General features: G+C 62.9%; 22 protein-coding genes. 13 read left to right on the top strand and 9 right to left on the bottom strand.

Going from position 1 to position 24,659, the window contains the following annotated elements:
• Positions 1–18 precede the first annotated feature (18 nt).
• The 3 genes from VF436_RS10655 to secB all read right to left on the bottom strand — a co-directional run bounded on the left by VF436_RS10655 (position 19) and on the right by secB (position 5,022).
• A complete protein-coding gene (locus VF436_RS10655) occupies positions 19–3,039 on the bottom strand; it encodes a DEAD/DEAH box helicase (RefSeq protein ID WP_330903995.1) in 3,021 nt (1,006 codons plus the stop codon).
• 441 nt (positions 3,040–3,480) lie between these two features.
• Positions 3,481–4,506 (bottom strand): NAD(P)H-dependent glycerol-3-phosphate dehydrogenase, encoded by a 1,026-nt coding sequence (locus VF436_RS10650; RefSeq protein WP_330903994.1) that lies wholly within the window; start codon positions 4,504–4,506, stop codon positions 3,481–3,483.
• Between the two features lie 12 nt (positions 4,507–4,518).
• Positions 4,519–5,022, bottom strand: coding sequence for a protein-export chaperone SecB (gene secB / locus VF436_RS10645; RefSeq protein WP_330903993.1), 504 nt, complete (start codon positions 5,020–5,022; stop codon positions 4,519–4,521).
• A gap of 449 nt (positions 5,023–5,471) precedes the next feature.
• Between secB and rpmB the strand changes: the two genes are divergently transcribed.
• The 3 genes from rpmB to VF436_RS10630 are packed head-to-tail and all read left to right on the top strand — an operon-like array spanning position 5,472 to position 6,074.
• Positions 5,472–5,708 (top strand): 50S ribosomal protein L28, encoded by a 237-nt coding sequence (rpmB, locus tag VF436_RS10640; protein WP_090449535.1) that lies wholly within the window; start codon positions 5,472–5,474, stop codon positions 5,706–5,708.
• A gap of 11 nt (positions 5,709–5,719) precedes the next feature.
• Positions 5,720–5,887 carry a 50S ribosomal protein L33 gene (gene rpmG / locus VF436_RS10635; RefSeq protein WP_126675274.1) on the top strand — a complete coding sequence of 56 codons (168 nt, stop codon included), beginning with the start codon at positions 5,720–5,722 and terminating at the stop codon, positions 5,885–5,887.
• 43 nt (positions 5,888–5,930) lie between these two features.
• Complete coding sequence (locus tag VF436_RS10630; protein WP_330903992.1) at positions 5,931–6,074, top strand: hypothetical protein; 144 nt, start codon at positions 5,931–5,933, stop codon at positions 6,072–6,074.
• Between the two features lie 72 nt (positions 6,075–6,146).
• Here the strand turns inward: VF436_RS10630 and VF436_RS10625 are convergent, their stop codons facing one another.
• Positions 6,147–8,645: a S9 family peptidase gene (locus VF436_RS10625; RefSeq protein WP_330903991.1), complete on the bottom strand. Its 2,499-nt coding sequence runs from the start codon at positions 8,643–8,645 to the stop codon at positions 6,147–6,149.
• Positions 8,646–8,791: 146 nt separating this feature from the next.
• On the opposite strand from VF436_RS10625, the gene VF436_RS10620 reads away from it, so the two are divergent.
• Entirely contained in the window at positions 8,792–9,334 is a 543-nt protein-coding gene (locus VF436_RS10620) for a DUF4166 domain-containing protein (RefSeq protein WP_330904021.1), read from the top strand.
• A 260-nt stretch (positions 9,335–9,594) separates the two neighbouring features.
• Here the strand turns inward: VF436_RS10620 and VF436_RS10615 are convergent, their stop codons facing one another.
• Together VF436_RS10615 and VF436_RS10610 are read right to left on the bottom strand one after the other, a co-directional pair.
• A complete protein-coding gene (locus tag VF436_RS10615; RefSeq protein ID WP_330903990.1) occupies positions 9,595–10,707 on the bottom strand; it encodes a saccharopine dehydrogenase family protein in 1,113 nt (370 codons plus the stop codon).
• Between the two features lie 223 nt (positions 10,708–10,930).
• Positions 10,931–12,121 carry a DesA family fatty acid desaturase gene (locus VF436_RS10610; protein ID WP_330903989.1) on the bottom strand — a complete coding sequence of 397 codons (1,191 nt, stop codon included), beginning with the start codon at positions 12,119–12,121 and terminating at the stop codon, positions 10,931–10,933.
• Between the two features lie 157 nt (positions 12,122–12,278).
• Between VF436_RS10610 and VF436_RS10605 the strand changes: the two genes are divergently transcribed.
• The 7 genes from VF436_RS10605 (at position 12,279) to VF436_RS10575 (ending at position 19,498) form a co-directional block, all read left to right on the top strand.
• The gene (locus VF436_RS10605) at positions 12,279–13,025 is read left to right on the top strand and encodes an ABC transporter ATP-binding protein (RefSeq protein WP_330903988.1); all 747 of its coding nucleotides are present in this window, start codon (positions 12,279–12,281) and stop codon (positions 13,023–13,025) included.
• Entirely contained in the window at positions 13,022–13,807 is a 786-nt protein-coding gene (locus VF436_RS10600) for an ABC transporter permease (protein ID WP_330903987.1), read from the top strand. Before VF436_RS10605 ends, VF436_RS10600 begins: the two co-directional genes overlap by 4 nt.
• Positions 13,807–15,162 (top strand): GldG family protein, encoded by a 1,356-nt coding sequence (locus VF436_RS10595; RefSeq protein WP_330903986.1) that lies wholly within the window; start codon positions 13,807–13,809, stop codon positions 15,160–15,162. Before VF436_RS10600 ends, VF436_RS10595 begins: the two co-directional genes overlap by 1 nt.
• Entirely contained in the window at positions 15,159–15,656 is a 498-nt protein-coding gene (locus VF436_RS10590) for a hypothetical protein (protein ID WP_330903985.1), read from the top strand. The genes VF436_RS10595 and VF436_RS10590 overlap by 4 nt, the downstream gene beginning before the upstream one ends.
• 102 nt (positions 15,657–15,758) lie before the next feature.
• A complete protein-coding gene (gndA, locus tag VF436_RS10585) occupies positions 15,759–17,180 on the top strand; it encodes an NADP-dependent phosphogluconate dehydrogenase (RefSeq protein ID WP_330903984.1) in 1,422 nt (473 codons plus the stop codon).
• A 125-nt stretch (positions 17,181–17,305) separates the two neighbouring features.
• Positions 17,306–18,133 (top strand): bifunctional DNA-formamidopyrimidine glycosylase/DNA-(apurinic or apyrimidinic site) lyase, encoded by an 828-nt coding sequence (mutM, locus tag VF436_RS10580; RefSeq protein ID WP_330903983.1) that lies wholly within the window; start codon positions 17,306–17,308, stop codon positions 18,131–18,133.
• A gap of 111 nt (positions 18,134–18,244) precedes the next feature.
• Positions 18,245–19,498, top strand: a complete 1,254-nt coding sequence (locus VF436_RS10575) for a hypothetical protein (RefSeq protein WP_330903982.1) — start codon at positions 18,245–18,247, stop codon at positions 19,496–19,498.
• A 22-nt stretch (positions 19,499–19,520) separates the two neighbouring features.
• Here VF436_RS10575 and VF436_RS10570 read toward each other — a convergent pair whose 3' ends face one another.
• From VF436_RS10570 to VF436_RS10560, 3 genes are read right to left on the bottom strand one after another with little or no spacing between them, the layout of a single operon-like run.
• A complete protein-coding gene (locus tag VF436_RS10570) occupies positions 19,521–20,288 on the bottom strand; it encodes a hypothetical protein (RefSeq protein ID WP_330903981.1) in 768 nt (255 codons plus the stop codon).
• Between the two features lie 34 nt (positions 20,289–20,322).
• Positions 20,323–20,955, bottom strand: a complete 633-nt coding sequence (locus VF436_RS10565; RefSeq protein WP_330903980.1) for a thymidine kinase — start codon at positions 20,953–20,955, stop codon at positions 20,323–20,325.
• A 34-nt stretch (positions 20,956–20,989) separates the two neighbouring features.
• Entirely contained in the window at positions 20,990–22,330 is a 1,341-nt protein-coding gene (locus tag VF436_RS10560; protein WP_330903979.1) for an NAD(P)/FAD-dependent oxidoreductase, read from the bottom strand.
• Between the two features lie 110 nt (positions 22,331–22,440).
• Between VF436_RS10560 and VF436_RS10555 the strand changes: the two genes are divergently transcribed.
• Together VF436_RS10555 and VF436_RS10550 are read left to right on the top strand one after the other, a co-directional pair.
• A complete protein-coding gene (locus VF436_RS10555; protein WP_330903978.1) occupies positions 22,441–24,420 on the top strand; it encodes a UvrD-helicase domain-containing protein in 1,980 nt (659 codons plus the stop codon).
• Between the two features lie 115 nt (positions 24,421–24,535).
• On the top strand, positions 24,536–24,659 hold a 124-nt coding region (locus VF436_RS10550; protein WP_330904020.1), incomplete at its 3' end, for a transposase.

The raw sequence follows: 24,659 nt of genomic DNA, 5'->3' as shown, positions 1-24,659 counted from the left end.
GGCAGTTTAGGGGCGCGGTCAATCGGGCGCGAGCAATGCATCGAGGTCGGCCTGGTCGAAGCTGAGCCTCTCGCGGCTGCCACCGCCTTCCAGCACGGCCTCGGCCAGTTCGGCCTTGCGCGCCTTGAGCTCCTCGATGCGCTCTTCCACCGTGCCGGCCGTGATCAGGCGGAACACGAATACAGGCTTGTCCTGGCCAATGCGATGGGCGCGATCGGACGCCTGGGCCTCGGCGGCGGGGTTCCACCACGGATCATAGTGAATCACCGTGTCGGCCGCCGTCAGGTTGAGTCCGACGCCGCCAGCCTTCAGCGACAACAGGAACAACGGCACCTCACCCTCCTGGAACTGGCGCACCGGCTCGGCGCGGTCGCGCGTTTCACCCGTCAACGTGACATAGCGGATGCGATGACGATCGAGTTCGTTGGCGATCAGCTTGAGCATTTCGGTGAACTGCGAGAACAGCAGCACCTTGCGCCCTTCGGCAAGCAGCGCCGGAAGCATGTCCATCAACAACTCGAACTTGGCCGAATCACGCACGCCACGTGCAGCTTCGAGCTTAACAAGACGCGGATCGCAGCAGACCTGGCGCAACTTCAACAATGCATCGAGCACCACGATGCCGCTATGTGCGATACCGCGCTGCGCAATCACCTCACGCAGCTCATCGGCCAGCGACAGGCGCAGGCTTTCGTAGAGGTCACGCTGGCGACCTTCCAGCACGACGCGACGCGTGATTTCGGTCTTGGGTGGAAGCTCGGAGGCTACCTGTGACTTGGTACGTCGCAGGATGAAGGGAGCCAACCGGCGATTGAGGCGTTCCTGGCAATCGGTATCGCGCTGCTTTTCGATGGGTGCGCGATAGTGCCGGCGGAATGCGCCTTCGTCGCCAAGCAGGCCCGGTACGGCCAGGTCAACCTGGGACCATAGCTCACCCAGGTGATTTTCCAGTGGCGTGCCGGTCAGGCAGATGCAACGCGGCGCGCGCAAGGTGAGTAGCGCGCGACGCGCCTGGGTGCGCGGGTTTTTGACCTGCTGTGCCTCGTCCAGCACGATCAGCGCAAATGACTGCTTGCGCAGGGCCACCACGTCACGCGGCAGGAGCGCATAGCTGGTCAGCACGATGTCCTGCGCACCGAGCTGACTGAATTCGCCGCCACGTTGCGGTCCATGCAGGGCCAGCACGCGCAAGGAGGGCGCGAAGCGCACCAGTTCAGCCTGCCAGTTTGGAATGAGACTGGTCGGCACCACGATAAGCGCCGGCTCGGTCAATGCACCACGCTCCTTGAGCGCCAGCAAGTGCGTGATCAGCTGCAATGTCTTGCCAAGACCCATGTCGTCGGCAAGCACGCCGCCGACACTGGCCTCGGCGAGCGCGTTCAACCAGCGCAGGCCTTCGCGCTGATAAGGGCGCAGCTCGACGGTGAGACCCTCAGGTACCGCGTCACTGGCGCGCTCGGCAGCATCGCGCAGCCGTGCGGTGAAACCGCGCAGCTGCTCGGGCGCCTGCAACTCGGCGCCAGCTGGCAACGCATCGACGATTTCTTCCAGGCGGCCGGCCTGCACGCGTGGCAGGTGCAGCTTCTTGCGCGGGCGCTCAAGATATTCGGCCAATGGTGCGAGCAGACCGCGCAGTTCCTTCAGACGCACCGGCACGCGCCGACGATCATCGACGGGCGCATACCACACTGCATCCTCTGGCTCGTTCGGCGACGGGCTCAAGTTGAGCTGATGCTCGGCCAGGGCCTGCGCCACGGCCGGCAACAGGTTATGTCGCTTGCCCTCGACCTCAATGCCGATTTCCAGGTCGAAGGCATGGTCGTCGGTGTCTTCTACCGCGTTACCGTACCAGCGCACCGGCCCCTCCAATACCTCGAAGGGAAAACTCGCCGCGTAGTCGAGTTGGAAACCTTCGGCTTCGAGCTTGGGACGCAAGGCCAGCCAGCGCGCGGGCGTATTGACCTCCAATGCTCCGGCATAGCCCTTGCCCGGAAACAGCCAAGCATCTTCTGGCAACGTATCGGCCAGGTCCCAGGGCAACCCTTCGGTATCAACGCCTGGCGTGAGACCAGCGCGTTCGAGCTGCTCCATCGCCGAGAGCTCTTCGGCGCGGCGACGCGTGATCTCCACCAGATGCCCGTTGCGCACGCGGCGCACCAGAGGCTCGCCGCCACGGCCTGGCAGGCGCTCACCGGCATAGTCGAACGCCAGGCGCGCATAGGCCAGTGGCGGCGTGCCTGCGGCCAGACGCGCATGCCGCGTCAGCGCATGCAAGGTGAGCACCGGCTTGGGGGCCAATTCGGCGCGTCGCAATTCCTCGAAGACTTGCGGCAAGGGAATGCGATGCCCCACCCGGCTGCCTGGCAACGCATCGCGCAGGTTTCGGCTGTCTTCGTGACGCAATGGCGGCAGATCCAGCCAGTGGGATTCTTCCAGCTCTGCGTCGAGGCGACCAAGCTCGGCACATTCGGCATCGAGAAACCACAAGCCCTCGATGCGGATCAGGCGCTGGTTGTTCGGCAACGAGGGGAGCAGCCGCTGGCTGCCGTCCTTTTCCATCTGCCAATGCCAATGCATCGGATGCGCCTTGCCACGCGACAGGCGAAGACCGGCCAGACCTCCCAGGAAGCACGGCGAGGTATCGAGAATCTCCGCCAGCAACACATCACCGACGTGCCCGGACAGCCGCGCATAGCTGCGTGTCTTGCGCACGGTCTGCGGCAGCCCCAGCAGGGTTGCGGCGAGCCGCTGCGCGTGAGGCGCCAGCGCGGTGTGAGTCAGATGCTTGCTATCGAGCGGCGACGGCCGCACGAACCGGCCTTGCTCGCCCACCGACAGCAGCGCCGGCGCCACCTCCAGATGCCCCCAGTTCGCGCCGTCCTCGGCGATAACGTCGAGGAAGAATCCAAGTACGGCAGGCTCGCTGACCGGCGCGGGTGCCGGCACAGCCAACAGCCGGCCCCAGACAGCAGGCAACGCATCGGCACTGTCGTCAGGGTCGGGGGTCACGCGTAGCGGTTGGTCGTCGGATGGCTGCATGCGACTCGCAATGACGCTCAAAAGAATCGAGCTTAGCAAGGCAGCCGTGCGAATGTCCGCAACGAATCGTCGAAATTGGGAAAAGATTGGACGCGATGAGGCAAAGTTAGCTTGGCCACCGCGCCAGGCGTGAGGATTTGCCGTTGCGGTTATGGGAGATCGAAGCTGGCTCGCGGGGGCGCAAGCTCGCCAGCATTGGGCAAGCCCAAAGGCTGCCGACAACCCGTAGCCTCGTCATCATTCCTACCAGCGTTCGTTTTTCAGCGACTCCAAACAGATCGCGAGCTGAATCAGCGGGCTCCGGCAGAGCCCGTGCAAGCCAGGTAAGAGCGAGAGATGTCGCAAGCCTCCATGCTGCTTCAGGTGGTCGGTCTTGGCACACCCACCTCCCACATCTCCAGATCCAAATAGCCGCGTTTCCAACACAGCGGCACGCTGGAGTTACGATGACTGGAACAGCGAACGCGGATATTCAGGTTTCTGCTCGCGCGCCATCAGCGCCTTGAGACCTTCTACCGGAGTGACCTCGCCATGCAGCACAGCGTGAACGCCACTGCTGATGGGAAGCTCCAGGCCGTGTTTGGCGGCCAGGCGAACCACTTCGTCGGCGGTCAATACGCTCTCGACCACCTGGCCGATTTCACGTACTGCTTCATCGATGCCCTTGCCGCGCCCCAGGGCCAGACCCAGGCGGCGATTGCGCGAGAGGTCACCCGTGCACGTCAATACCAGGTCGCCCAGGCCGGAGAGGCCCATCAGCGTCTCCGGGCGGGCGCCCAGCGCGACGCCCAGCCGCAGCATCTCGTTCATGCCGCGCGTGATCAATCCGGCACGGGCATTGAGGCCCAGTTCCATGCCATCGGCGACGCCGGTGGCAACGGCGAGCACGTTCTTCATGGCCCCGCCAAGCTCGGCGCCGAGCACGTCGCTGCCCGAATAGGCGCGCAGGTTGGGGGCATGCAGCAGGTTGGCAACACGATGAGCGAAACCGTCGTCCTCCGAATGCACGGTCACCGCACTGGGCAGACCTGCGGCCACTTCGCGCGCGAACGATGGGCCAGTGACCACGGCCGCCGGACGGCCCGGTAGCTTTTCGGCCACCAGCTCATGCAGGAAGCGTCCAGTCCCGGGCTCGAAGCCCTTGGTCGCCCAGGCGATCGACGCCTCGGGCGCCAGCAGCGGCGCGATGTCATCGAGCATCGCGGCGAAGGCGTGGCTGGGCACCACGATCAGCACCACCTGGGCACCGCGCAGCGCGGCAGCCAGATCGCCCTCATAGTTCAGTTCGGCTGGCAGATCCAGGTCGGGCAAATAACGCGCGTTGCGGCGCGTGGCGGCCATGGCCGCCAGCGCCTGTGCGTCACGCCCCCACAGGCGCGTAGGTACACCGTTTCTGGCGGCGAGGGCCGCCAGGGCAGTGCCCCAGGAGCCGGCGCCGAGAACGGCCAGTGTCGGTCGATCGGCCATGGCCCTGTCAGCTCAGCTGTTGAGCGGGTGATTCTCGTCGCCACCGCCCATGCGGCGCTGCTGCTCGGCGTACAGGGCATCGAAATTGATCGGCTGCAGCAGGAAGGGCGGGAAGCCGCCTTCCAGCACCAGGCCGGAAATCACCTGACGGGCATACGGGAACAGCAGGTTCGGGCAGTAACTGCCGATGATGCCGGCATGGTCCAGTTCGGTGAAGCCAGCGATGCCAAACAGGCCGGCCTGCTCGACTTCGGCCAGGTAAGCGGTGCGCTCGCCGACCGAGCAGGTCAACGTCAGGCTCAGGGTGACTTCGTACAGGTCGCCGCCGAGCGAGGTGGCCTTATGGCCCAGGTTGAGCTGCACCTGCGGCGGCTGGTCGGTCTCGCCGATCTCCTGGAAGATCTGCGGAGCATTGGGGGCCTCGAAGGACACGTCCTTGACGTAGATCTTCTGCAGCACGAGCTGCGGCTGGTTGGCCTGGCCATTGGCCTGGCCGTTGGCGATTACTTCTGCCATCGGATGTCCCTCGTTCGCGAATGCGGTTTGAGCTAAAGGGCTCGATTGTTCCACATGCCCGGGGTTGGGGGGAATGGCCCTCCTCAAGGGATGCGCGTAAGACGAGAACCAGCCAGGTGACGAGAGATGGGTAGCGGGGGCGTAACACGCAGGTTCGGCAGGCCTTGTGGCGACCTTGATGGCTTCACCACGCACGGTGCACCTCATCCGGTCCGGTTTGCGCCCCCATGACCCGCCTCTGCTCAAATCTTGCGCAATCCATGGTCGCCATGGGAGAATACGCGGCTCGACAAAGCCGACCCGTCCTCGACGGGCTGTCCGCAACGCGATGCGGCCCTCACGGCGAACCTCGAAAAGCTCCAAATCTCCAGCATCGCGTGGCGCCCTGGCGTCGCTGGGCCGATGTCGCCCTGGCCAACGGGCGGTCAACAGAATCTACGGAGGTCATCATGGCCCGTGTATGCCAAGTCACCGGAAAGGGTGTGCAGACTGGTAACAATGTCTCGCATGCCAACAACAAAACCCGTCGCCGCTGGTTGCCCAACCTGCATGAGCGTCGCTTCTGGGTTGCCAGCGAAAACCGCTGGGTCAAACTGCGCGTCTCCAACCAGGCGCTGCGCACCATCGACAAGAAGGGCATCGAGGCCGTGATCGCCGACCTGCGTGCCCGTGGCGAAAAGGTCTGAGGAGTTAAGTCATGGCTAATAGCAAGCAAGACAAGATCCGCCTGATCTCGTCGGCCGGTACCGGCCACTTCTACACCACGCAGAAGAACAAGAAGAACACCCCGGATAAATTCGAATTCAAGAAGTACGATCCGGTCGTTCGCAAGCACGTAATCTACAAGGAAGGCAAGATCAAGTAATCTGCCGCTCGGCAGGTCACTCCGGCAAAACCGGACTTGATCCATGCTCCACAAAAAAGCCCGCCTTCATGGTGGGCTTTTTTGTGCTTCATCACGGGAGATGCGTATCGAAGAGATCGTGTCGGGCGAGGATCAGGCGCCGTGGATCAACGAAATCCAAAGCGCCCTGACACGATGGGCGGCGTGACGGCTTACGGTACCAAGTATATCGGCAGCCTCGTCACCCGGCTCTTTCCCTTGAATCAATCAGCCCTACCGATCAAGGCGTCGCCGCCTCGGCCTGCCTCGCCGACGCCGCAGTCTCAGGCTTGGCGTTTTTCACGTAGCGATCGAACCAGGTCAGCATTTCGTAGACTTCCTGTTCGTTCGATTCCATCGCGGTGTACCAGTGCGGCTCGTGCGGCAGCATGACCAGGCGCGTGGTGCCGCCCAGGCCGCGGATGGCCTGGAACAACTTGGGCGACTGGATCGACTCCGTACCCGGGTTGGCGTCATCCATGCCGTGGATCAGCAGCAATGGCGTCTTGATCATGTCAGCGTGGAAGAACGCCGACGCCTGTTCGTAGACCTTCGGCGCCTGCCATAGCGAACGACGCTCGTTCTGGAAGCCGAATGGCGTGAGGCTCTTGTTGTAGCTGCCGCTGGTGGCCACGCCCGCGCGGAACAGATCGGTATGCGCCAGCAGGTTGGCTGTCATCAGTGCGCCATGGCTATGACCGGTCACGCCGATGCGGTTGCGATCGACGACCCCCAGTTCCACCGCCTTGTCCACAGCCGCCTGCGCATCCATCACCAACTGGTCGATGTACGTGTCATAGGCGGTACGAGGATCGCCCACCACCGGGAACGATGCGTTGTCGATGATGGCGTAGCCCGAGAGCAGCAACAGGCGATAGCCACGCAGGATATCGAACTTCTGCTGCGAGCCGCTGATCTGACCGGCCTTGCTGGGATCGGCGAAGTCCTGCGGATAGGCATAGAGAACAGCCGGCAGGCGCGTACCCTCCTTGTAACCCGGCGGCGTGTAAAGGGTGAAGGAAAGCTCCACGCCATCCTTGCGCTTGTAGGTCACCAGGCGCTTGCCGATACCACGGATCTGCGGGGTTGGGTCGGCAATATGCGTGATCGGCTCATCGGTGGACGCATAGATGGCCTCACCGGCCTGCGCATCGGCCTTGGCCGCACCCAGCGTGTGCAGGAACAGGTTCGGCGGCTCGATCGGCGATTGCCGTGCGGTGATGAATCGTTGCCCCCCATCGAGCATGGCAACCGGCGATTCGTAATGATCGCCACTGCTGCGGAACAGGCGTTCGGTATGTCCGGTGGAAAGCGAATAACGATCGAGGAAGGGACGATCGCCCTGCGGCGACCCACCCGAGCCCACCAAATAGGCGAAATCACCATCCTGGCGTACCACGCGTGCGCCATCGGGCAGTTGCCGCATCATCAGCGAACCGGGCTCGTTGTAATTCTCGTCAGCCGAGTAATCCCATACCGTTCGTGCCGGCCTGGACGGATGAGCCACGTCCACGCGGCTGACGTGGATCCAGCGCTTGTTCGCATCGAATTCGTACATGAAGGGCTCGTCACCCTGCTCCAGCCAGCGCATGCCGCTGAAACGCTGGGTGGTCCGCGCCACTTCGTGCGGCTTGCCGCTGAACGGCGCACTCCACATCATGACCTTGTCGCGATGCGGCACATTGACCTTCCAGTCGCCCTGGTCGAGCGCTTCAGGCCAGACCAGTGTGGCCGGTGCATTATCGCGCCACTGGACATCACGTACCCCCAGCGGCACGCCGCGCACCGGCACGCGATCGGCCACGGGCAGCGACGCGATCGTCACAGACTTTCCGCTGCGCACGTCGAGCACATCGACATCGTGCGCGAAGCGCTCGTAGGTGGTCACATAGGAATACGGCTTCTTCAAGCTCTCTACCAGCACGTGCTCGCCATCGGGCGCGCCGGACACACCTGCAATGACACCGGGCTTACCGACCGGTCGTACCTGACCGCTGGCAATGTCGACCACCGCCAGTTGCGTGGTGGCGTAATAATCGAACAAGGCTTCGTCCTGCGGACTGGAAAGCGTGTCGCGCGCTTCATACGTGCTGCTCTCGCCCTTGCCCTGGATCGACTCCTTGATCTCCGGGCCCGTGTCACCATCGACCTGGGGCGCCGCACCAAGATCGGCTGGCACCAACTTCACCAGCAACGAATCGCTGTCGTGCAGCCATTGCACCGCATCGTCCATGACGGGATTGAGCCATACGCCGTCCACCCGGTGCGCCTGCCCGGTCAGGGCGTCGCCCAGCCACAGTTCCGTGCGCTCGCGGGTGGTATTGGCAAAGACGAAATGACGACCGTCGGGTGACCACTGCGGCGCACTCGGGCAGGCGTCGGCTGGCAGCGTGACCGGCAACTGCTTGTGGCTGGCGACATCCTCCACCGTGAAACTCTTCAGACAGGTGCGAATGCCATAGCCGTTCGACGCATCATGCCGGCTATGGTTGGCCGGTTCGATACGCAAACCGGCCAATTTGAGATAGGGCTCGGCCACGCGTGCAATGGGCGGGTACTGCGACTGCTGAACCAACAACATGCGTTCACGCGTCGGGTCGAGCATGGGAATGGCCGGGAGCGGCGCATGCATCACACCCAGCAAGGGCTCGGGTGGCTTGTCGTAGCCAGCCAGGGCAGGCAGGCTCGCCAGCAGGCCAGCGGCAAGCAGTAATCCTTTAGATACGGTGGCGGACGGCATCGTGCGGTCTCCTCATGGGCAAGTTCACGACGTTACACCGCGGCAGGGGGCGCGCATGCCCTGCCGTTAGTCATGCCCACGATGCTGCGCGATGTCTGCGGCCCTGTGCTTTCTCCCCGCCGTGCCAAGGTCCACAATGCGTGACCATGCAACCCCTCTTTCCCACCCTGCTTGGCGCGGATGCCTGGCAAGCACTGCCCGCTTCGGTGCAGCGCATGCATGGCTCATCGGTACGCGTGGTGGCCGAGGGCGAGGCCGACATCGACGGTGCCCGTCATGCGCTGGCCAGGCTGTTGCGACGCATGCTGGGCCTGCCCGAACCCGGTCCACGGCAGCCGTTGCGTGTGGTGATCGAACCCTCGGGGCGGCAAGAGACCTGGACGCGGCAATTCCATAGCCGACACATGCGCTCCGTGCTCAGCCGCCGCGAAGGCTCCGACTTGCTGTACGAGCGACTCGGTCCGACCATGCTGGCGTTCGCGCTGCGCCGCGATGGCGAGGCCATCGACTGGTCGCTGCAGCACGTGCGTGTGTTGGGATTGCCTGTGCCACGCGCTTTTTTCGGCAGCGTGGTGTCACGTAGCGGCCATGCCGATGGTCGTTACGCTTTCTTCGTCGAAACCCGCATGCCGCTGATCGGTCTGCTGGTGGCATATCGCGGCTGGCTGGAGATCGTTGCCGATGCATGACCCGGCTCACCATCCCGTCCTGGTCCAGGATGCCTCTACCTGCTGCGTATCTGCTGGGTACGGTTTCTGCTGCGACGCGATCCCGGACTTCCGTTCCGCTTCGCCTTGATCGCCAGCTCTGGACCATCATCACCTGGGCATGCGCGTGACGCCACACCTGCTTTACAAGCCGCTGTATCGCGTGGCGGCACGTCAGCACTACCGCATTTTCGGCCGCAGCGACCCATGCCGCATGCCAGACGATCGGCAACGCTCACCATTCATGCCTTGAGGGTTTCCAGTTCCGTCGTCATGGCGAAACCATTCAATGCCGCCAGCGCTTCTTCGAGATCGAACAGGCCCATGCAGGGCGTGGCGCCTTTATGCGTGAGCGTACCGTCGGCAATCTTTCGCGCCACTATCACCGCGGGCATGGCGGGAATCTGCGGACCATCACCCGCACCGGCATGGATCGTCCAACGCAAGGCCAGCGGTGCGCCATCGTGCCCAAGCCCACGCAGTTCGATCACCATGCCGCCCTCATCCGAACCTGCGCGCAGGAACCATTCGCTCATGCGACGCAATCGCGAAGCATGACGCGGCAGGTGACGTATCAGCCCCCAACGCGCCAGCCAGGCAAACGTCCACAAGCCGAAGTGCAACCGATACAACTCCAGCCCGGCGCGAAACGTCACCGAACGCACGCCACGATAACGCTCGGGAAAGAGCACGTTGTCCGGCACATCGCAGACTCCGACGAAGCGCGAGCCAGCCGATAGGAACGGCGCACGCCGGGTGGACAGCCAACCATAGGCATGCGTCCACGTGCCATCGCGCCAGATCGGCACGCGATGCCCGCAATAATTGAGGATGGCAGCCACCGTCGCATCGCCACGCGGTGTACGATTGCCCGGACTGATCGCGTGCTCGATGCTATCCAGGCGGCTGAAGCGATCACGCAGATGATCGATGGCCGCAGCGCTGAGCGCAGGCAACGTGGAAGCGCCGCTCACGACCAGGCGTCCAGCCTCACGCGCCGGGCCATCCAGGCGACCTATATCGGCCACGAACTGGCGCGCATCGGCCAGATCGACATAGTCACTGCCGCAGGCAATGGCTGCGTGGGCAACATGATAGTCCTGCGACTGGAACGGCCCTGCCGCATGGATCACCAGTTGCGGTGCCAAGGCTGCCAATGCCTTGGGAAAATCCGCCGCCTGCACATCGAGCGCTGCCGTGAGCACGCGTGGATCGCCCAGCGTGTCACGCAAGGCATCGAGCGCATCGAGCCGACGCCCCGTCAGCAACAATTCGAAGCGCGCGTCATGCGCGAGCTGCCGCGCGATACGCAGGCCAAAAACACCGGATGCACCGATCAGTACCACTCGCAGCATGGTCGTTCCTTAGGGGTGTTGGGGCTCGGAGATGCATCATGGGTGCTCGACAACCGACTACCCGTGGTCAGACATCTCACTCGCGACATTCGCAGTATTTCAGACTTGCCGCTCGCCCATGGACTGGCGCCCACACCCCCACCTCCAATCCCCCGAGTCTTACCCACAACAAAAAGCCCGCCATGCGGCGGGCTTTTTGTTACTCATCGTAAGGTGACCCGAATCAACCAGCAACACCGTAGCCTTTCAAGCGCTGCGCGAACGTCTGCAACGCTTGGATGCCGCTCTGCTCGGCCTCGTGAATCCACTGTTGCAGCCCCTTCAGCGCCTGGTCGGCACCGCGCTGCTCCATCAGGGCCAGCAGGCGGGCACGGAAGTCGCACACCGTCGTCAGGCGCGGACGCTTGTCCAACACGGCCTGCATGCGCTCGCGGCCTTCGTTATCCAGCCAGCGACCGCCATCGGCCAACGCCAAGCGCATGCGGCGGGGAACCAGCTTGAGGCTTTCGCCTGCGTGCTGGGCCTCTTCGCGCAGGGTCGGCACGATCACGTCGCGGTAATAGTCGGTCATCGCCTGGAAGCGGTGCGTCAATACGGCCTTGAGCGTTTCGGAGTCGGGCAGATGCACGTTCGGGCGGATGTCCAGTGCCGGCGCCACACGCAGCACCTTGGCCAGGCCGATGGCACGCAGAGCACAGATCGCGGCCCAGCCGATATCGAATTCCCACTTGCGCAGCGCGAACTTCGCCGAGCTCGGGAACGCATGGTGATTGTTGTGCAGCTCTTCACCGCCGATCCAGAAGCCCCACGGGATCAGGTTGCGCGCGGTGTCGGCGCTCTCGAAGTTGCGGTAGCCCCAATAGTGGCCGATACCGTTGACGAAGCCGGCGGCCCAGAACGGGATCCAGATCATCTGCACCGCCCAGATGGCACCGCCCAGCACGCCGAACAGCGCCAGGTCGATCACCGCCATCAGGGTCGGACCCCAATATGGGTGCGCGGAATAAAGCTTGCGCTCGATCCAGTCATCAGGAGTGCCACGACCATATTTTTCGAGGTCGTCCTTGATCATGCTCGCTTCGCGATACAGCGAAACGCCGTCGAAAAACACCTTCTTGATGCCATAGATCTGCGGGCTGTGCGGGTCTTCCTCGGTTTCCACCTTGGCGTGATGCTTGCGGTGCACTGCCACCCATTCCTTGGTGACCATGCCCGTGGTAAGCCAGCCCCAGAAACGGAAGAAATTGGCGATCAGCGGATGCAGATCGATACCGCGATGCGTCTGGCAGCGGTGCAGGTACAGCGTGACCGTGAAAATGGTCAACTGCGTCATCACCAGTGTGTAGACCAGAATGGTGACCCAACTGGCGTGCAGCAAGCCGTTGGACAGGAAATTCAGAACTGCATCAAGCATGGATGTGCTCTCGGGTATTTGGATTGGAGTCTAGACCTAACGTCCCCGTACCCGCCAGCATGGAAGCTCTTGAAAATGAACGAGCTGATGCGGCGTACGTCCCATCGTGTCCCTGCGCCCTGTTGTCTAACGATGTGGGCGCCATGACAATCATGCAATGACCGCGCCTACCGTTGTTTTACAACTGGACACCATCAGCCGCCACCGCGCCGGCCGCGCTACCGTGAGTGATCTCAGCCTGACCGTGGAATCGGGACAGGTGTTGGGTTTGCTGGGCATTAATGGCGCTGGAAAATCGACCACGCTCAGCATGATCGCCGGTGCCTTGCGGCCCGATAAAGGGCGCATAGTGCTGGCCGGCGAGGACTTCCTGGAGCAACCTGAGCTGGCGCGTCGCGTCATTGGCTGGCTACCCGAACGTGCCCCTCTATGGCACGAGTTAACGGTAAAAGAACATCTGGAGGCTCATGCGCGCCTGCGCGGTCTAGCCGGTGCGACATTGCGTCAGGCGCGCGACCGTACCCTGGAACGGTTGGAGCTGGGTTCGCTCGGCCGTCGGATCGCTGGCGTGCTCTCGCAAGGCCAACGCCAGCGCCTGGGGCTGGCATGCGCATTGATCCACCAGCCGCCGCTGCTGGTACTGGACGAACCCGGTAATGCGCTCGACCCGGTCCAGGTCGCTGCACTGCGCACCCTGATCCGTGAGCTGGCCTCGCAGGGTACGGCGGTGATCCTCTCCACGCATTTGCTCACGGAAGTCACCGCCGTATGCGACCGGGTCGCGATCCTGCATGAAGGCCGGCTGCGCCACGATGCCCCTCTGGCCGGCACCGACCATCAGGCCCTGGAGCACTTGTTTTTCGACATCGCCCTGCGTGGCGCGCAGGAGAGCCAGGCTGCATGAGTGTCATCGCCGTTGCGCGGCTGGAAGCACGCCGCCTGTTCGTTCGTCCGCTCGCCTGGGTATTGGGCGCCCTCACGCTCGCCGAGCTTGCCTGGCGCTTTGTGCTGCTGCTGGGCGCGTTCCTGGCCAACCAGATTCGCCTGGCCGCCGTGGCGGGGGGGCCGGGGTACACCGACATCGTCGCCGTACCCACCTTGAGCAGCCTGTTGACCAGTGCCGCCATGCCGTTCGGGGTACTGGAGATGGCCCTGGTCATCGTGCCCTTGCTGACTATGTCCTGCATCGCTGGCGAGCGTAGCCAGGGCACGCTGCCACTCCTGTTCGGCGCCGGCCTGCCCGCCTGGCAGATCGTGCTGGGCAAATACCTGGCCCTGCTGGGCTGGCTGGTGCTGTGGCTGGCCCTTGCGATCGCCATGCCGCTGAGCCTGGCGCACGGCATCCACATGGACACGGGCAAGTTCGCCGCCGCCACGCTCGGCATGCTGCTGGCGTTGGCCACGCTGGCGGCCATCGGCGTGGCCTGCTCCTCGTTCGCCTCGCACCCGGCCATCGCAGCGGTGGCCAGCTTGATGATCGGCCTGATGCTGATCGGCGTGAACCTGGGCGCCCAATTGGCTGGTGTCAGCAACGGCGTCATCAACTGGCTGGCCCTGGGGTCGCATCTGGAGACCCTGTTGCGCGGCCTGGTCTCCAGCGCCGACATCGCCTGGTTCGTGTTGGTGAGCGCTTTCGCCCTGGCCCTGGCCATACGCCGTCTGGCCGCCGACAAGGAGCGTGGCTGATGCACAGGATGCTTCGCCGCCTCGATGGCTGGCTGTTCGCGCTGGCCCTGCTGCTGGGCGTGGCTGCCCTGGGTTATCTGGCCACGCGTTACGATTACGCCGCCGACTGGACGTCCGGCGGGCGCGCCAGCCTTGCACCGGAAAGCCGGGCGGTACTGGATACGCTCAAGGGACCGGTCGAGATTGTCAGTTACGCCAACCCACAGGGCGACCTGCGCCAGACCATCGCCGGGTTCATCCGCCGCTATCAGCGCGCGAAAGCCGATCTGACGCTCCGCTTCGTCGATCCGCAGCAGGACCCTGCCGCCATGCGCGAGCAGGGCATCACCGTCGATGGCGCGCTGATCCTGCACTACCAGGGCCGTGAGCAGCGACTGGACGAACTCGACGAACGCAGCCTCACCAATGCGCTCGAACGGCTGGCGCGTGGTGGCGATCGCATCGTCGCCTTTGTTACCGGCGATGGCGAACGTCGCGCCGATGGCAAGGCCAATGCGGACCTTGGCACCTTCATGACGCAACTGGAAGGTCGCGGCATGCGTGCGGTGCCGCTCAATTTCGCACAGGTCACATCCGTGCCCGAGCACACCGACCTGGTCGTGCTGGCTGGACCATCGCTGGCGTTGCAACCGGCGGCCGCCAAGGCGTTGGAAGACTATGTCGCCAATGGCGGCAACCTGTTGTGGCTGACCGAGCCATCCAATGACGACCTGGGCCTGGGTGCCTTGGCCAAGGCGCTGGGTGTGCAGGTATTACCTGGCGTGCTCGTGGACGGCGGCGGTGCGGCGCTGGGCCTGAAAGATCCTCGGGTCATTGCGTTGGGCGACTATCCGGCGCAGGCGATCACACGCGGCTTCAACCTGACCACGGTGTTCCCACAGGTATCGGCCCTGGCCAAGGCCAGCAACGCCGGCTGGAACGTCCAGCCGTTTCTGCGTTCGAGTCCGCAAAGCTGGACCGAATTCAAACCGATCGACAATACCCAGGCATCGACGATCCAGTACGACGCTCAAGCGGGTGAGCTGAAAGGTCCGCTGGATTTCGGCTTCGCCCTGAGCCGCCTGTCACCCAGCCCGGACAAGGCCGAGCAACGGGTGGTGATGGTCGGCGACGGTGACTTCCTCTCCAACAGCTTTCTCGGCAATGGCGGCAACCGTGCCTTGGGCGAGCGCATCTTCGACTGGTTACTGGGCGACGACGCGTTAGTGAATCTGCCGCCAAGGGGTGCGCCCGATCGGGTCCTGCAACTGACCCAAGGGCAGCTCAATGCTGTGACGATGGGGTTCCTGCTGGCGCTGCCTCTGGTGTTGCTGCTGGCTGGCGGCTTCGTCGCCTGGCGCCGGCGCCGCGCATGAGGCGGGCCACGCGAACGCGCCTGGTCGTGCTGCTGGGCGTGGCGGTCATCGTCGTGGCCGCAGGTTGGCAATGGCGGCGCGACATGCACGATGCACCTGGCGCCCTGCTCGACCTGGATGCGGCCACCGTGCATGACATTGCGCTGCAATTTCCACCAGCCGCCACACAGCATTTCAAACGGCATGATGACGGACATTGGTGGACCGCTGGCGACCGGCCGGCACGCGCCGACGATGGCCGTCTGGGCGAGTTGGCCGACGTCGCCAGCGCCCAGGTCTTGCAGTGGCGCCCCGTGCAGGATTTTACGCTTTCGAAAATCGGTCTCGCACCGCCCATGGCCGTGCTGGAACTGGACGGCCAGCGCGTGGCATTCGGTGAAACCTCGGTTACCGGACCGCAGCGCTATGTGCAGGTCGGCAACCGCATCGCCCTGATTCCCGCGCGTTTTACGCCGCGCCCCGTCCAGGGCAAGACCATGTCGCTAGGCCTGTGATCGGTCGTCATTGATCCGGCCCTTACATCCGATCTTGTACAACTGAAGGGATTCCCCATATCTGGGGTCCTGACGTTCAAGCAAACTCCCGAGGAGCAACCGATGAGCAAGCAACCGATCGGCGTCGTAGGCATGGCGGTCATGGGCAGCAACCTTGCGCTCAATATCGAAAGCCGCGGCCACGCCGTGTCGATCTGGAACCGCAGCCGGGACTTGACCGACGAGGTGATATCCAAGCACCCGGACAAGAAGCTGGTGCCGACCTATACCCTCGAAGATTTCATCAATTCGCTGGAGAAGCCGCGCCGTATCCTGATGATGGTCAAAGCTGGCCAGCCGACCGACGATACGATCGACAAGCTGATGCCGTTGCTGGACAAGGGCGACGTACTTATCGATGGCGGCAATACCTTTTTTCAGGACACCATCCGTCGCAACCAGAAACTGGCCGAATCGGGCCTGCATTTCATCGGCACGGGCGTATCCGGCGGTGAGGAAGGCGCACTGCACGGTCCATCGATCATGCCGGGCGGTCCGCGCGACGCCTACGATCTAGTAGCACCGATCCTGACCGAGATTGCCGCCAAGGCGCCCGACGGTGAGGCCTGTGTGGCCTATATGGGCCCGAATGGTGCCGGCCACTACGTCAAGATGGTGCACAACGGCATCGAATACGGCGACATGCAACTGATCTCGGAGAGCTACGCCGTGCTCAAGCATGTGCTGGGCCTCTCCAACCAGGAGCTGGCCGACGTCTACGCCGAGTGGAACAAGGGCGAACTGGACAGCTATCTCATCCAGATCACCGCCGACATCTTCAAGAAAAAAGATAGCAAGACCGGCAAGGACCTGCTTGACGTGGTGCTTGATCGCGCCGCGCAGAAGGGCACCGGCAAGTGGACCAGTCAGAATGCCCTGGATCTTGGCGTACCGCTGCCGCTGATCACCGAATCGGTCTTCGCGCGCTTGCTGTCCTCGCTGAAGGAACAGCGCGTGACGGCGAGCAAGCATCTGGCCGGCCCCAAGCACACACCGTTTGCCGGTGATCGCCAGGCTTTCATCGAGGCCGTGCGCCGTGCGCTGTACCTGAGCAAGATCGTGTCCTACGCCCAGGGCTTCGCACAGCTACGCGCCGCCTCGGAAGAATACACGTGGGATCTGCCGTACGGCACGATCGCCAAGATCTTCCGAGCAGGCTGCATCATCCGCGCGCGGTTTCTGCAAAAGATCACCGATGCTTACGAACACGACGCAGGCATCGTCAACCTGTTGCTCGACCCCTACTTCAGCAAAATTGCCAGCGACTACCAGCAGGCCTTGCGTGACGTGGTCGCCGCGGCGGTCAGTGCGGGTGTCGCCGTACCGGGCTTCTCCTCGGCCATTGCCTACTACGACGGCTATCGCTCCGAACAGTTGCCGGCCAACCTGATCCAGGCCCAGCGCGATTACTTCGGCGCCCATACGTTCGAGCGCGTGGATGAACAAGGCAGCTTCCACGAAGAACATTGGGCACCGGGTACCTGATGGAATAGGCAAGACTTCAAGGAATCTCCCAAAAAGATTCCTTGAAGTCGCCATGCCATACGAGGGGCCATGAACAGCTCCTCGCATGGCCTAGGACACGTCCTGCAGAGCACCACCACACATCCATGCCCGAACTCCCCGAAGTCGAAACCACGCGACGCGGTATTGTTCCGCACCTCATCGGGCGACGGATCACCTCGATAACGCTGCGGCGCCTCGACCTGCGCTGGCCGATTCCCAGAGAGATCACCGAGCAATTGCCCGGTCAGCGCATCGACGACATCGAACGCCGCGCGAAATACCTTCTTCTGCATACCCAGGCCGGCAGTGCCCTGCTCCACCTGGGCATGTCCGGCATGCTGCGCGTGCTGCCGCCGGATGCACCGCTGGGCAAGCACGATCATTTCGATATCGCTGTCGAAGCCACCGCAACGTCGGGCGAGCGTGTCCTACGCTTCACCGACCCGCGTCGTTTTGGTTGCCTGCTATGGCAACCGGCTGGCGACACGCACGAACTGCTCGCCTCGTTGGGGCCTGAACCTTTGACCGATGCGTTCGATGGCGACGTACTATGGCGCCGTTCGCGCGGACGCAAGACGGCGGTGAAACTTTTCCTGATGGATAACGCCGTGGTCGTGGGTGTGGGAAACATCTACGCCAGCGAAGCACTGTTCGCGGCGGGCATTGACCCAAGGCGCGCTGCCGGCTCCGTATCGCGCGAACGCTATGCGCGACTAGCCACCGAAGTGAAGCGCATCCTGGCATGGGCCATCGAACGCGGCGGCACAACGCTACGTGACTTTCTTAATCCGGATGGTGCACCGGGTTACTTCTTTCGCGAACTTAACGCTTATGGGCGCGATGGCGAGGCGTGCTGTACCTGCGGCACGCCGATTCGACAGATTGTGCTGGGACAGCGCTCCACCTTCTGGTGTCCGCGCTGCCAGCGATAACCCTCCGGCACAGCTACAAGAATCCCACGGACATTGCATTCTGGCGCTCACAGCGCAAGGTTTGCACCTACAAAGACAATGGGCTCCCGAAGTAAGCTGCGGAGCAACTTGATGTACAGGAAACTTATTACGGCCCTGACCTGTCTGATCCTGGGACAGACTCACGCCAATACCCCTGCACCATTCGTGCATTCCATGGATTTGCCTTTCAACCAGTACAGCTGGGTAGCTGCGCACAACGCATTCAATCGCAATCTCACCCCCGTACCCAACCAGAGCCTGACGATGGCGGCACAGCTTCAAGCCGGAGTGCGTGGACTGATGCTCGACCTTGTTCAGAGCGGCAATGAGGTACGGCTGTGTCATTCCGTATGCCTCGGTGGTGAGGAACGCCTGGAAAATGCGCTCAAAGACACCATTATGCCTTTCCTGGCGAGTAACTCTGATGCGGTCGTTACATTGCTTGTCGAGGGCGAGGTGCCACGCGCGATGCTGCACACCTCGTTCAACCGGGTGCCTGGGCTGGCCAATGCCACCTTCAAGCCAGGCTCGTGGAATACGTCGCAGTGGCCAACCTTGCGACAAATGAAGGAATCCGGACAGCGTCTGCTGATCTTTCATCTCAACAGCAGCATGGCCGGCGACTACGAACTCAATAGTGGCACCGCCCATGTCATGGCCAGTACGCAGGGCACCGTAGAGAATTACTGGAGCTTGGGCGACACCATTTTCTCGCATGACTACAGCTGCAAAAGCCGCTGGGACAACATCCCTCTAGCCAGCCGGAGCGTTACGTTTCCGGGAAAATCCTGGGACCGACTATTCGTCATGAACCAATTCCACGGCGTGAGCCTTTCGGCCCACTCCCGGCAGGACAATCGGTTCGACAAACTGCTGGATCGCCACAACAACCACTGCTTCCCGGCGGCACAACGCATCGCCAACTACATCGCGATCGATCATATCGAACAAGGTGATGGCCTGCCTTTCGCGGGCGTCCTGAGCCAGGGCGGCGTCATCTTCTACGAAGGCAATCGCGCGATGCAGAATATCGTCTGCGGCATTCCCGGCAGGGTCACAATCAATATCAATACGCAGAATGACAGCCTGGGCTGCGAAAACGACGAAGCACGATCTGCGCGTATCGTCGGGCTGCCCGCTGGAACGCGCATCTCTATCTATGACTCTCCCAGCGGAAGCACTTCAGACGACTACACGATCATCACCTTGCGTCGTAACATCGAGGATCTGGTCATACCTACCTTCCAGCAAAACGTGAACAACGCGGACATCGAGATGGTGTTCAGAAGACACAACGGGCTGGATGGCAAGGTTTCACGTATCAAGATAGAGCCGCCGGGCTGACGGCTATCCTCATTGGCCCGTGTCACACGGGCCAGTGAAATTCCACGTAGGTATTGTTGAAACCCGGATCGTCCTGGCCACCACCCAGTTTCGCCACCATGCCACCTGGCACGCCTTCGGCTTCCAGCGGCTGGCCTTCGACGAAATGCGCACCCAGGGCTTGCAGATCGGCAAGCCGTTCGCACAGTGCGCCGGCGCGATCGAGATCGCGATCAGGCACGTTGCGCAGGCTGACGTCAGGGCGGCCGAACTTGCGCATGCCACGGGTGTGCACCCAGGAGCGGCCTGGCTGCTCATCGCCATCGCGCATGATCAGCAGGTGCGCGCGCGTGGGCGCGCCATCGCGCACCAGGTAGCGACGACGCCAGGCATCGGCATCGAACAAAGAGGCGATCTGTGGATCGAGGATGGCCACGCCCCCCGTATCGAGCAACGAGGCCAGTACACCGAATGTGTCGCGCAGGTAGCCGGTCGCCTGACTATCTTTGATACGGCCGCGAACAACCAGCACCTGCGGAGCATCCAGGGCGGCGCGATACGCATCGGGAACATCGGCCTTGAGCATGCGACCGAGGCTGCCCTGCAGCGGATAACCTTCCCACTGACGTAGCGCGTTGTGTTGGTAGCTGGTCAGGGTCACGCCATGCGGCAGACCGTCACTGCCATAGTCCTGCATGGGCGGCCGTCCTTCGCCAAAGCGACCAAAGACGAAGAACTGCAGCAGGATCTCCTCCTCGCTAGGCTGCCAATGGGGGCGCTGCCAGGCGGGGATGATCATGGCGTGACTCATAGCAAAATCCTTGTGGTTGGCGGCGCCGCTGAGCTCAACGTTCTTCGCCCAGCGGCAGCACGGTCTGCTGCAATTCGATGCGTCCGTGTCCTTCGGTGATGTTCTTGAACTCGGCGCGGCTGACCGAGACATAGCGGTCATTGCCACCGATCTCAACCTGAGGCCCTTCGGTCACGGCACGGCCCTGTTCATCCACACGCACCACCATCGTGGCCTTGCGGCCGGTATGGCAGATAGTCTTGATCTCTTCGAGGTTGTCCGCCCACGCCAGCAGATAACGGCTGCCCTCGAACAGTTCGCCGCGAAAATCGGTACGCAATCCATAGGCAAGCACCGGTATGTTGAGCTTGTCGACCACGTCGGAGATCTGCCAGACCTGGGCCTTGGACAGGAACTGCGCCTCGTCGACGAAGACGCAATGCAGGGGACCGCGCGCCTCGATATCCGCTCGCACCAGGGCGAGCAGGTTCTCCTCCGGAGAAAACTTGCGCGCGTGGGCTTTCAGGCCGATACGCGAAGCCACCACGCCCTCGCCGAAACGATCATCCAGCGCAGGCGTCAGGATCAACGTGCGCATGCCGCGCTCGTGATAGTTATACGCGCTTTGCAGCAGCGTGGTGGTCTTACCGGCATTCATCGCCGAGTAGTAGAAGTAGAGCTTGGCCATGGGCACCCCAGTTTCGGGGCACCATGGTACAGCCTCAGGCGTCGTCCACCGGCGTGGTCCCGCCCGTGAACTGCGAAGCGGCCTGCGCCAGGCGCAATTTGCGTTCAGCCGACCAGCGACGACGATCACGCAGGGCCTGGATCGCATAGACCAGCCGGAACACCTGCAAGCGCCACCAGACCGGAAAGGAATCGAACACATCCCCGGCCAGCATGGACGTAACCCCCTGGTCCAGTTGCAGGAAACCCCGGGAATTGCGGAAAAGATACTGCATCACCGGCCCGTTGAACCGGTAGATGAAGAAGGCGAATCGGCGCATGCCCCGGCGCTGCCGGCGCTCCAACTGGCGAATCAGGCGCGCCTCGCGGCCCGGCTCGCGCAAGGCCTCGTCCACTACATCGGCGGCCTTTTCGGCGCCACTCATTGCCAAGTACACCCCCGAGGAGAACACCGGGTCAAGGAAGGCGAACGCATCGCCGATCAGCAGCCAGCCTGGTCCACCCATGCAGTCCGAATCATACGAATAGTTGCCCGTGACCCGAACCTCATCGCCCACCAGTTCGGCACGCTCCATCCGCGCCCATAGCGCCGGGTTGGCCCGCAGCGTCTGCATCAGGAACTCCGCTGGCGTGCCGCGCCGCTGCTTGAGGTACTCGGGGCGGCAAACAGCCCCGACACTCATGGCGCCAGTGGGCAGCGGGATCATCCACATCCAGCCATGCGCAAAGCTATAGATACTGATATTGCCGGCATCCTCGCCCTCGCGGTAAACAGCGCCACGGAAGTGACCGAAGATGGCCGCACTCTGGTGTTCGTCGTTCTTACGCTTGAGTTTCTTGCGGCGCGAAAGAAATGCATCGCGCCCGCTGGCATCGAGCACATAGCGCGCCTGAAGGCGATAGGCGCTGCCGTCATCCCGGCGCACCTGCAAGAGGGACTCACGTGGACCGGCCTGCTCGACGTCCAGCACTTCCTCGCCTTCACGACCGTCGGCGCCGTTCTCGCGCGCATGTTCGAACAGCATCTGGTCGAAATCCTGCCGCCACACCTGGAAAGCGTGGGGCGGGCTCTTGCCGACCACCCGGGCGAACGCATAGGTGTTGTAGCCTCGCGGGGTGTCCGCCTCGAAATCGGCACCGGCCTTGTAGACGCCCATGGCGCGCACCTTGTCCAGGCAGCCCAACCGCTCGAACACGGGCAGGTTCATCGGCAGCAACGATTCGCCAATGTGAAAACGCGGGTGCCTGGCTTTCTCCAGCAGCACCACCCGGTACCCCTTGCGAGCTAGTACCGTGGCTGCCGTGCTGCCGGCCGGCCCGCCGCCGATGATCGCCACGTCGCAGCGCTCAGGCGCTACATCTTCCTGATTCGTCATGATTTCATTCCCTGGCCCGCCCGGTTGGCGGCCCCTTGCAAGCCCCGACCCCTAAGCCTAGCAGGAAGCGTCTGCTACCATCGACCGCCGCCATTCCGCCACGCTCGACCATGCTCAATCCGCAACAGTTGGCCGCCGTCGAACACTGCGACACCCCTTTGCTGGTGCTCGCCGGTGCCGGCTCCGGCAAGACCTCGGTGATCACCCAGAAAATCGCCTACCTGATCGCGCGCAGGAAGCTGCCCGCTGCCAAGATCGCGGCGATCACGTTCACCAACAAGGCGGCCAAGGAAATGCGCGAGCGCGTGTCCAAGCTGATCAGCAGCGAGGACGCCGCGGCACTCACTGTTTGTACCTTTCACGCGCTGGGACTGAAGTTCCTGCAGATCGAGCATGCGCGCGCCGGATTACGCAAAGGCTTCTCCGTACTCGATGCCGATGACAGCGAAGGCATCATCAAGGAACTGGCGCCCAAGGGCATCAAGCCCGATGCGCTGTTCGCGTTGCGCAACCTGGTCAGCCGCGCCAAGAACGCCGGTCTTTCACCCGCCGAAGCCCAGGCCGCCGCGCGCAGCCCGCGCGAAATGGACGCGGCGATGATCCACGAGCTCTACCAGACCCGCCTTGAAGCCTTCAACGCGGTGGACTTCGACGACCTGATCCGCCTGCCGCTCAATATCCTGGAAAATGACACCGAATGCCGCGATGCCTGGCGCGAGCGCCTGCGCTATCTGCTGGTGGACGAATACCAGGACACCAACGACGCCCAGTATCGACTGCTCAAGGCCCTGGCCGGTGAGCGCGGACGCATTACCTGCGTGGGCGACGACGACCAATCCATCTACGCCTGGCGCGGCGCAAATCCGGAAAACATCGACCAGCTCGGCCGCGACTGGCCCAACCTGCGCGTGATCAAGCTGGAACAAAACTATCGTTGCGGTAAGCGCATCCTGCGCGCGGCGAACAAGTTGATCGCCAATAATCCGCACCTGCACGAAAAGAAACTCTGGAGCGACCACCCCGAGGGTGCGCAGATTCGCGTGCTCGAATGCAAGGAAAACGAGCACGAAGCCGAGCGCGTAGCAGCCATCGTCACCACGCTCGCCGAAAAGCACAAGGCACGCTGGCACGACATCGCCATCCTGTATCGCGGTAACTTCCAGGCGCGCCCACTGGAAAAGGCCCTGCGACTGGCACGCATTCCGTACCATCTGACCGGTGCGTTGTCGTTTCTGGACCGCGCTGAAGTCAAGGACGTGCTGTGTTACCTGCGCCTGCTGACCAACCCCAGCGACGATGCTGCCTTCTTGCGCGTGGTGAACGTACCCAAGCGCGAGATCGGCGCTACTACGCTGGAGAAACTTGGTCAGATCGCACAGAGCAAGCATGCATCACTGCTGGATGCCGCCCGTAGCGACGCCGTGCTGCGCCAGCTCACGCCCCGCCCCGCCGCCGCCTTGGCGCAATTTACCGACCTGATCGACGAACTGCGTAGCGCGTCCATCCACCAGGGTGCCGCCGACCTGGTGGAAACCCTGCTCAAGCGCACCGGCTACGCCGCGCAGATCGTCGCCAGCACCACCGATCCGGCCATGCGCGAACGCCGCCTGGGCAATCTGCGCGAATTAGCCGATTGGTTTCGCGCCATGCAGAAAGGTAACAGTGCCGGCGACCTGGCCGCGCAGTTGGCGCTGCTCTCGCATGCCGACCGCGACGAGCCGGGCAACGCCGTGCGCATGATGACGCTCCATGCCGCCAAGGGCCTGGAATTCCGTTTCGTATTCATCGTCGGCTGCGAAGAAGGCACGCTGCCGCACGAAGGCGCCATCGATGAGGGACGCATCGACGAAGAACGCCGCCTGATGTACGTGGGCATCACCCGTGCCAAGGAAGTACTGACGTTGTCGTGGTCGGCCAAGACCAAGCGCTACGGCGAAGTGCACAGCAACCAGCCCAGCCGTTTCCTGCATGAGCTGCCGCAGGACGACCTGCACTGGCAGGGCAAGGACCCGGAAGCAGACAAGGAAGTCGTCCGTGAAACCGCCGAATCGCACATGGCGAAGATTGCGGCAATGCTTGCGGGCCGATGATATCGGCGCCATGCGGATTGATAGTGGGTCAGCCTTGACCTTATCCCTGCCATTTGTAGCGTTTCAAAGTAGAGTTTTTCGGCGAAACTGACCCTCACGAGGAGGCTGTTTTGCTATGAAGAAGACCAAATACACCGAAGAGCAGATTGCGTTCGCCCTGCGCCAGGCCGAGAGCGGCACGACGGTAGCGGAAGTTTGTCGAAAGATGGGGATCTGCGAAGCGACGTTCTTCAACTGGA

Source organism: Dyella sp. (assembly GCF_036384435.1).
Classification (GTDB): Bacteria; Pseudomonadota; Gammaproteobacteria; order Xanthomonadales; family Rhodanobacteraceae; genus GSA-30.
This window is presented reverse-complemented; position numbering and strand designations above follow the sequence as displayed.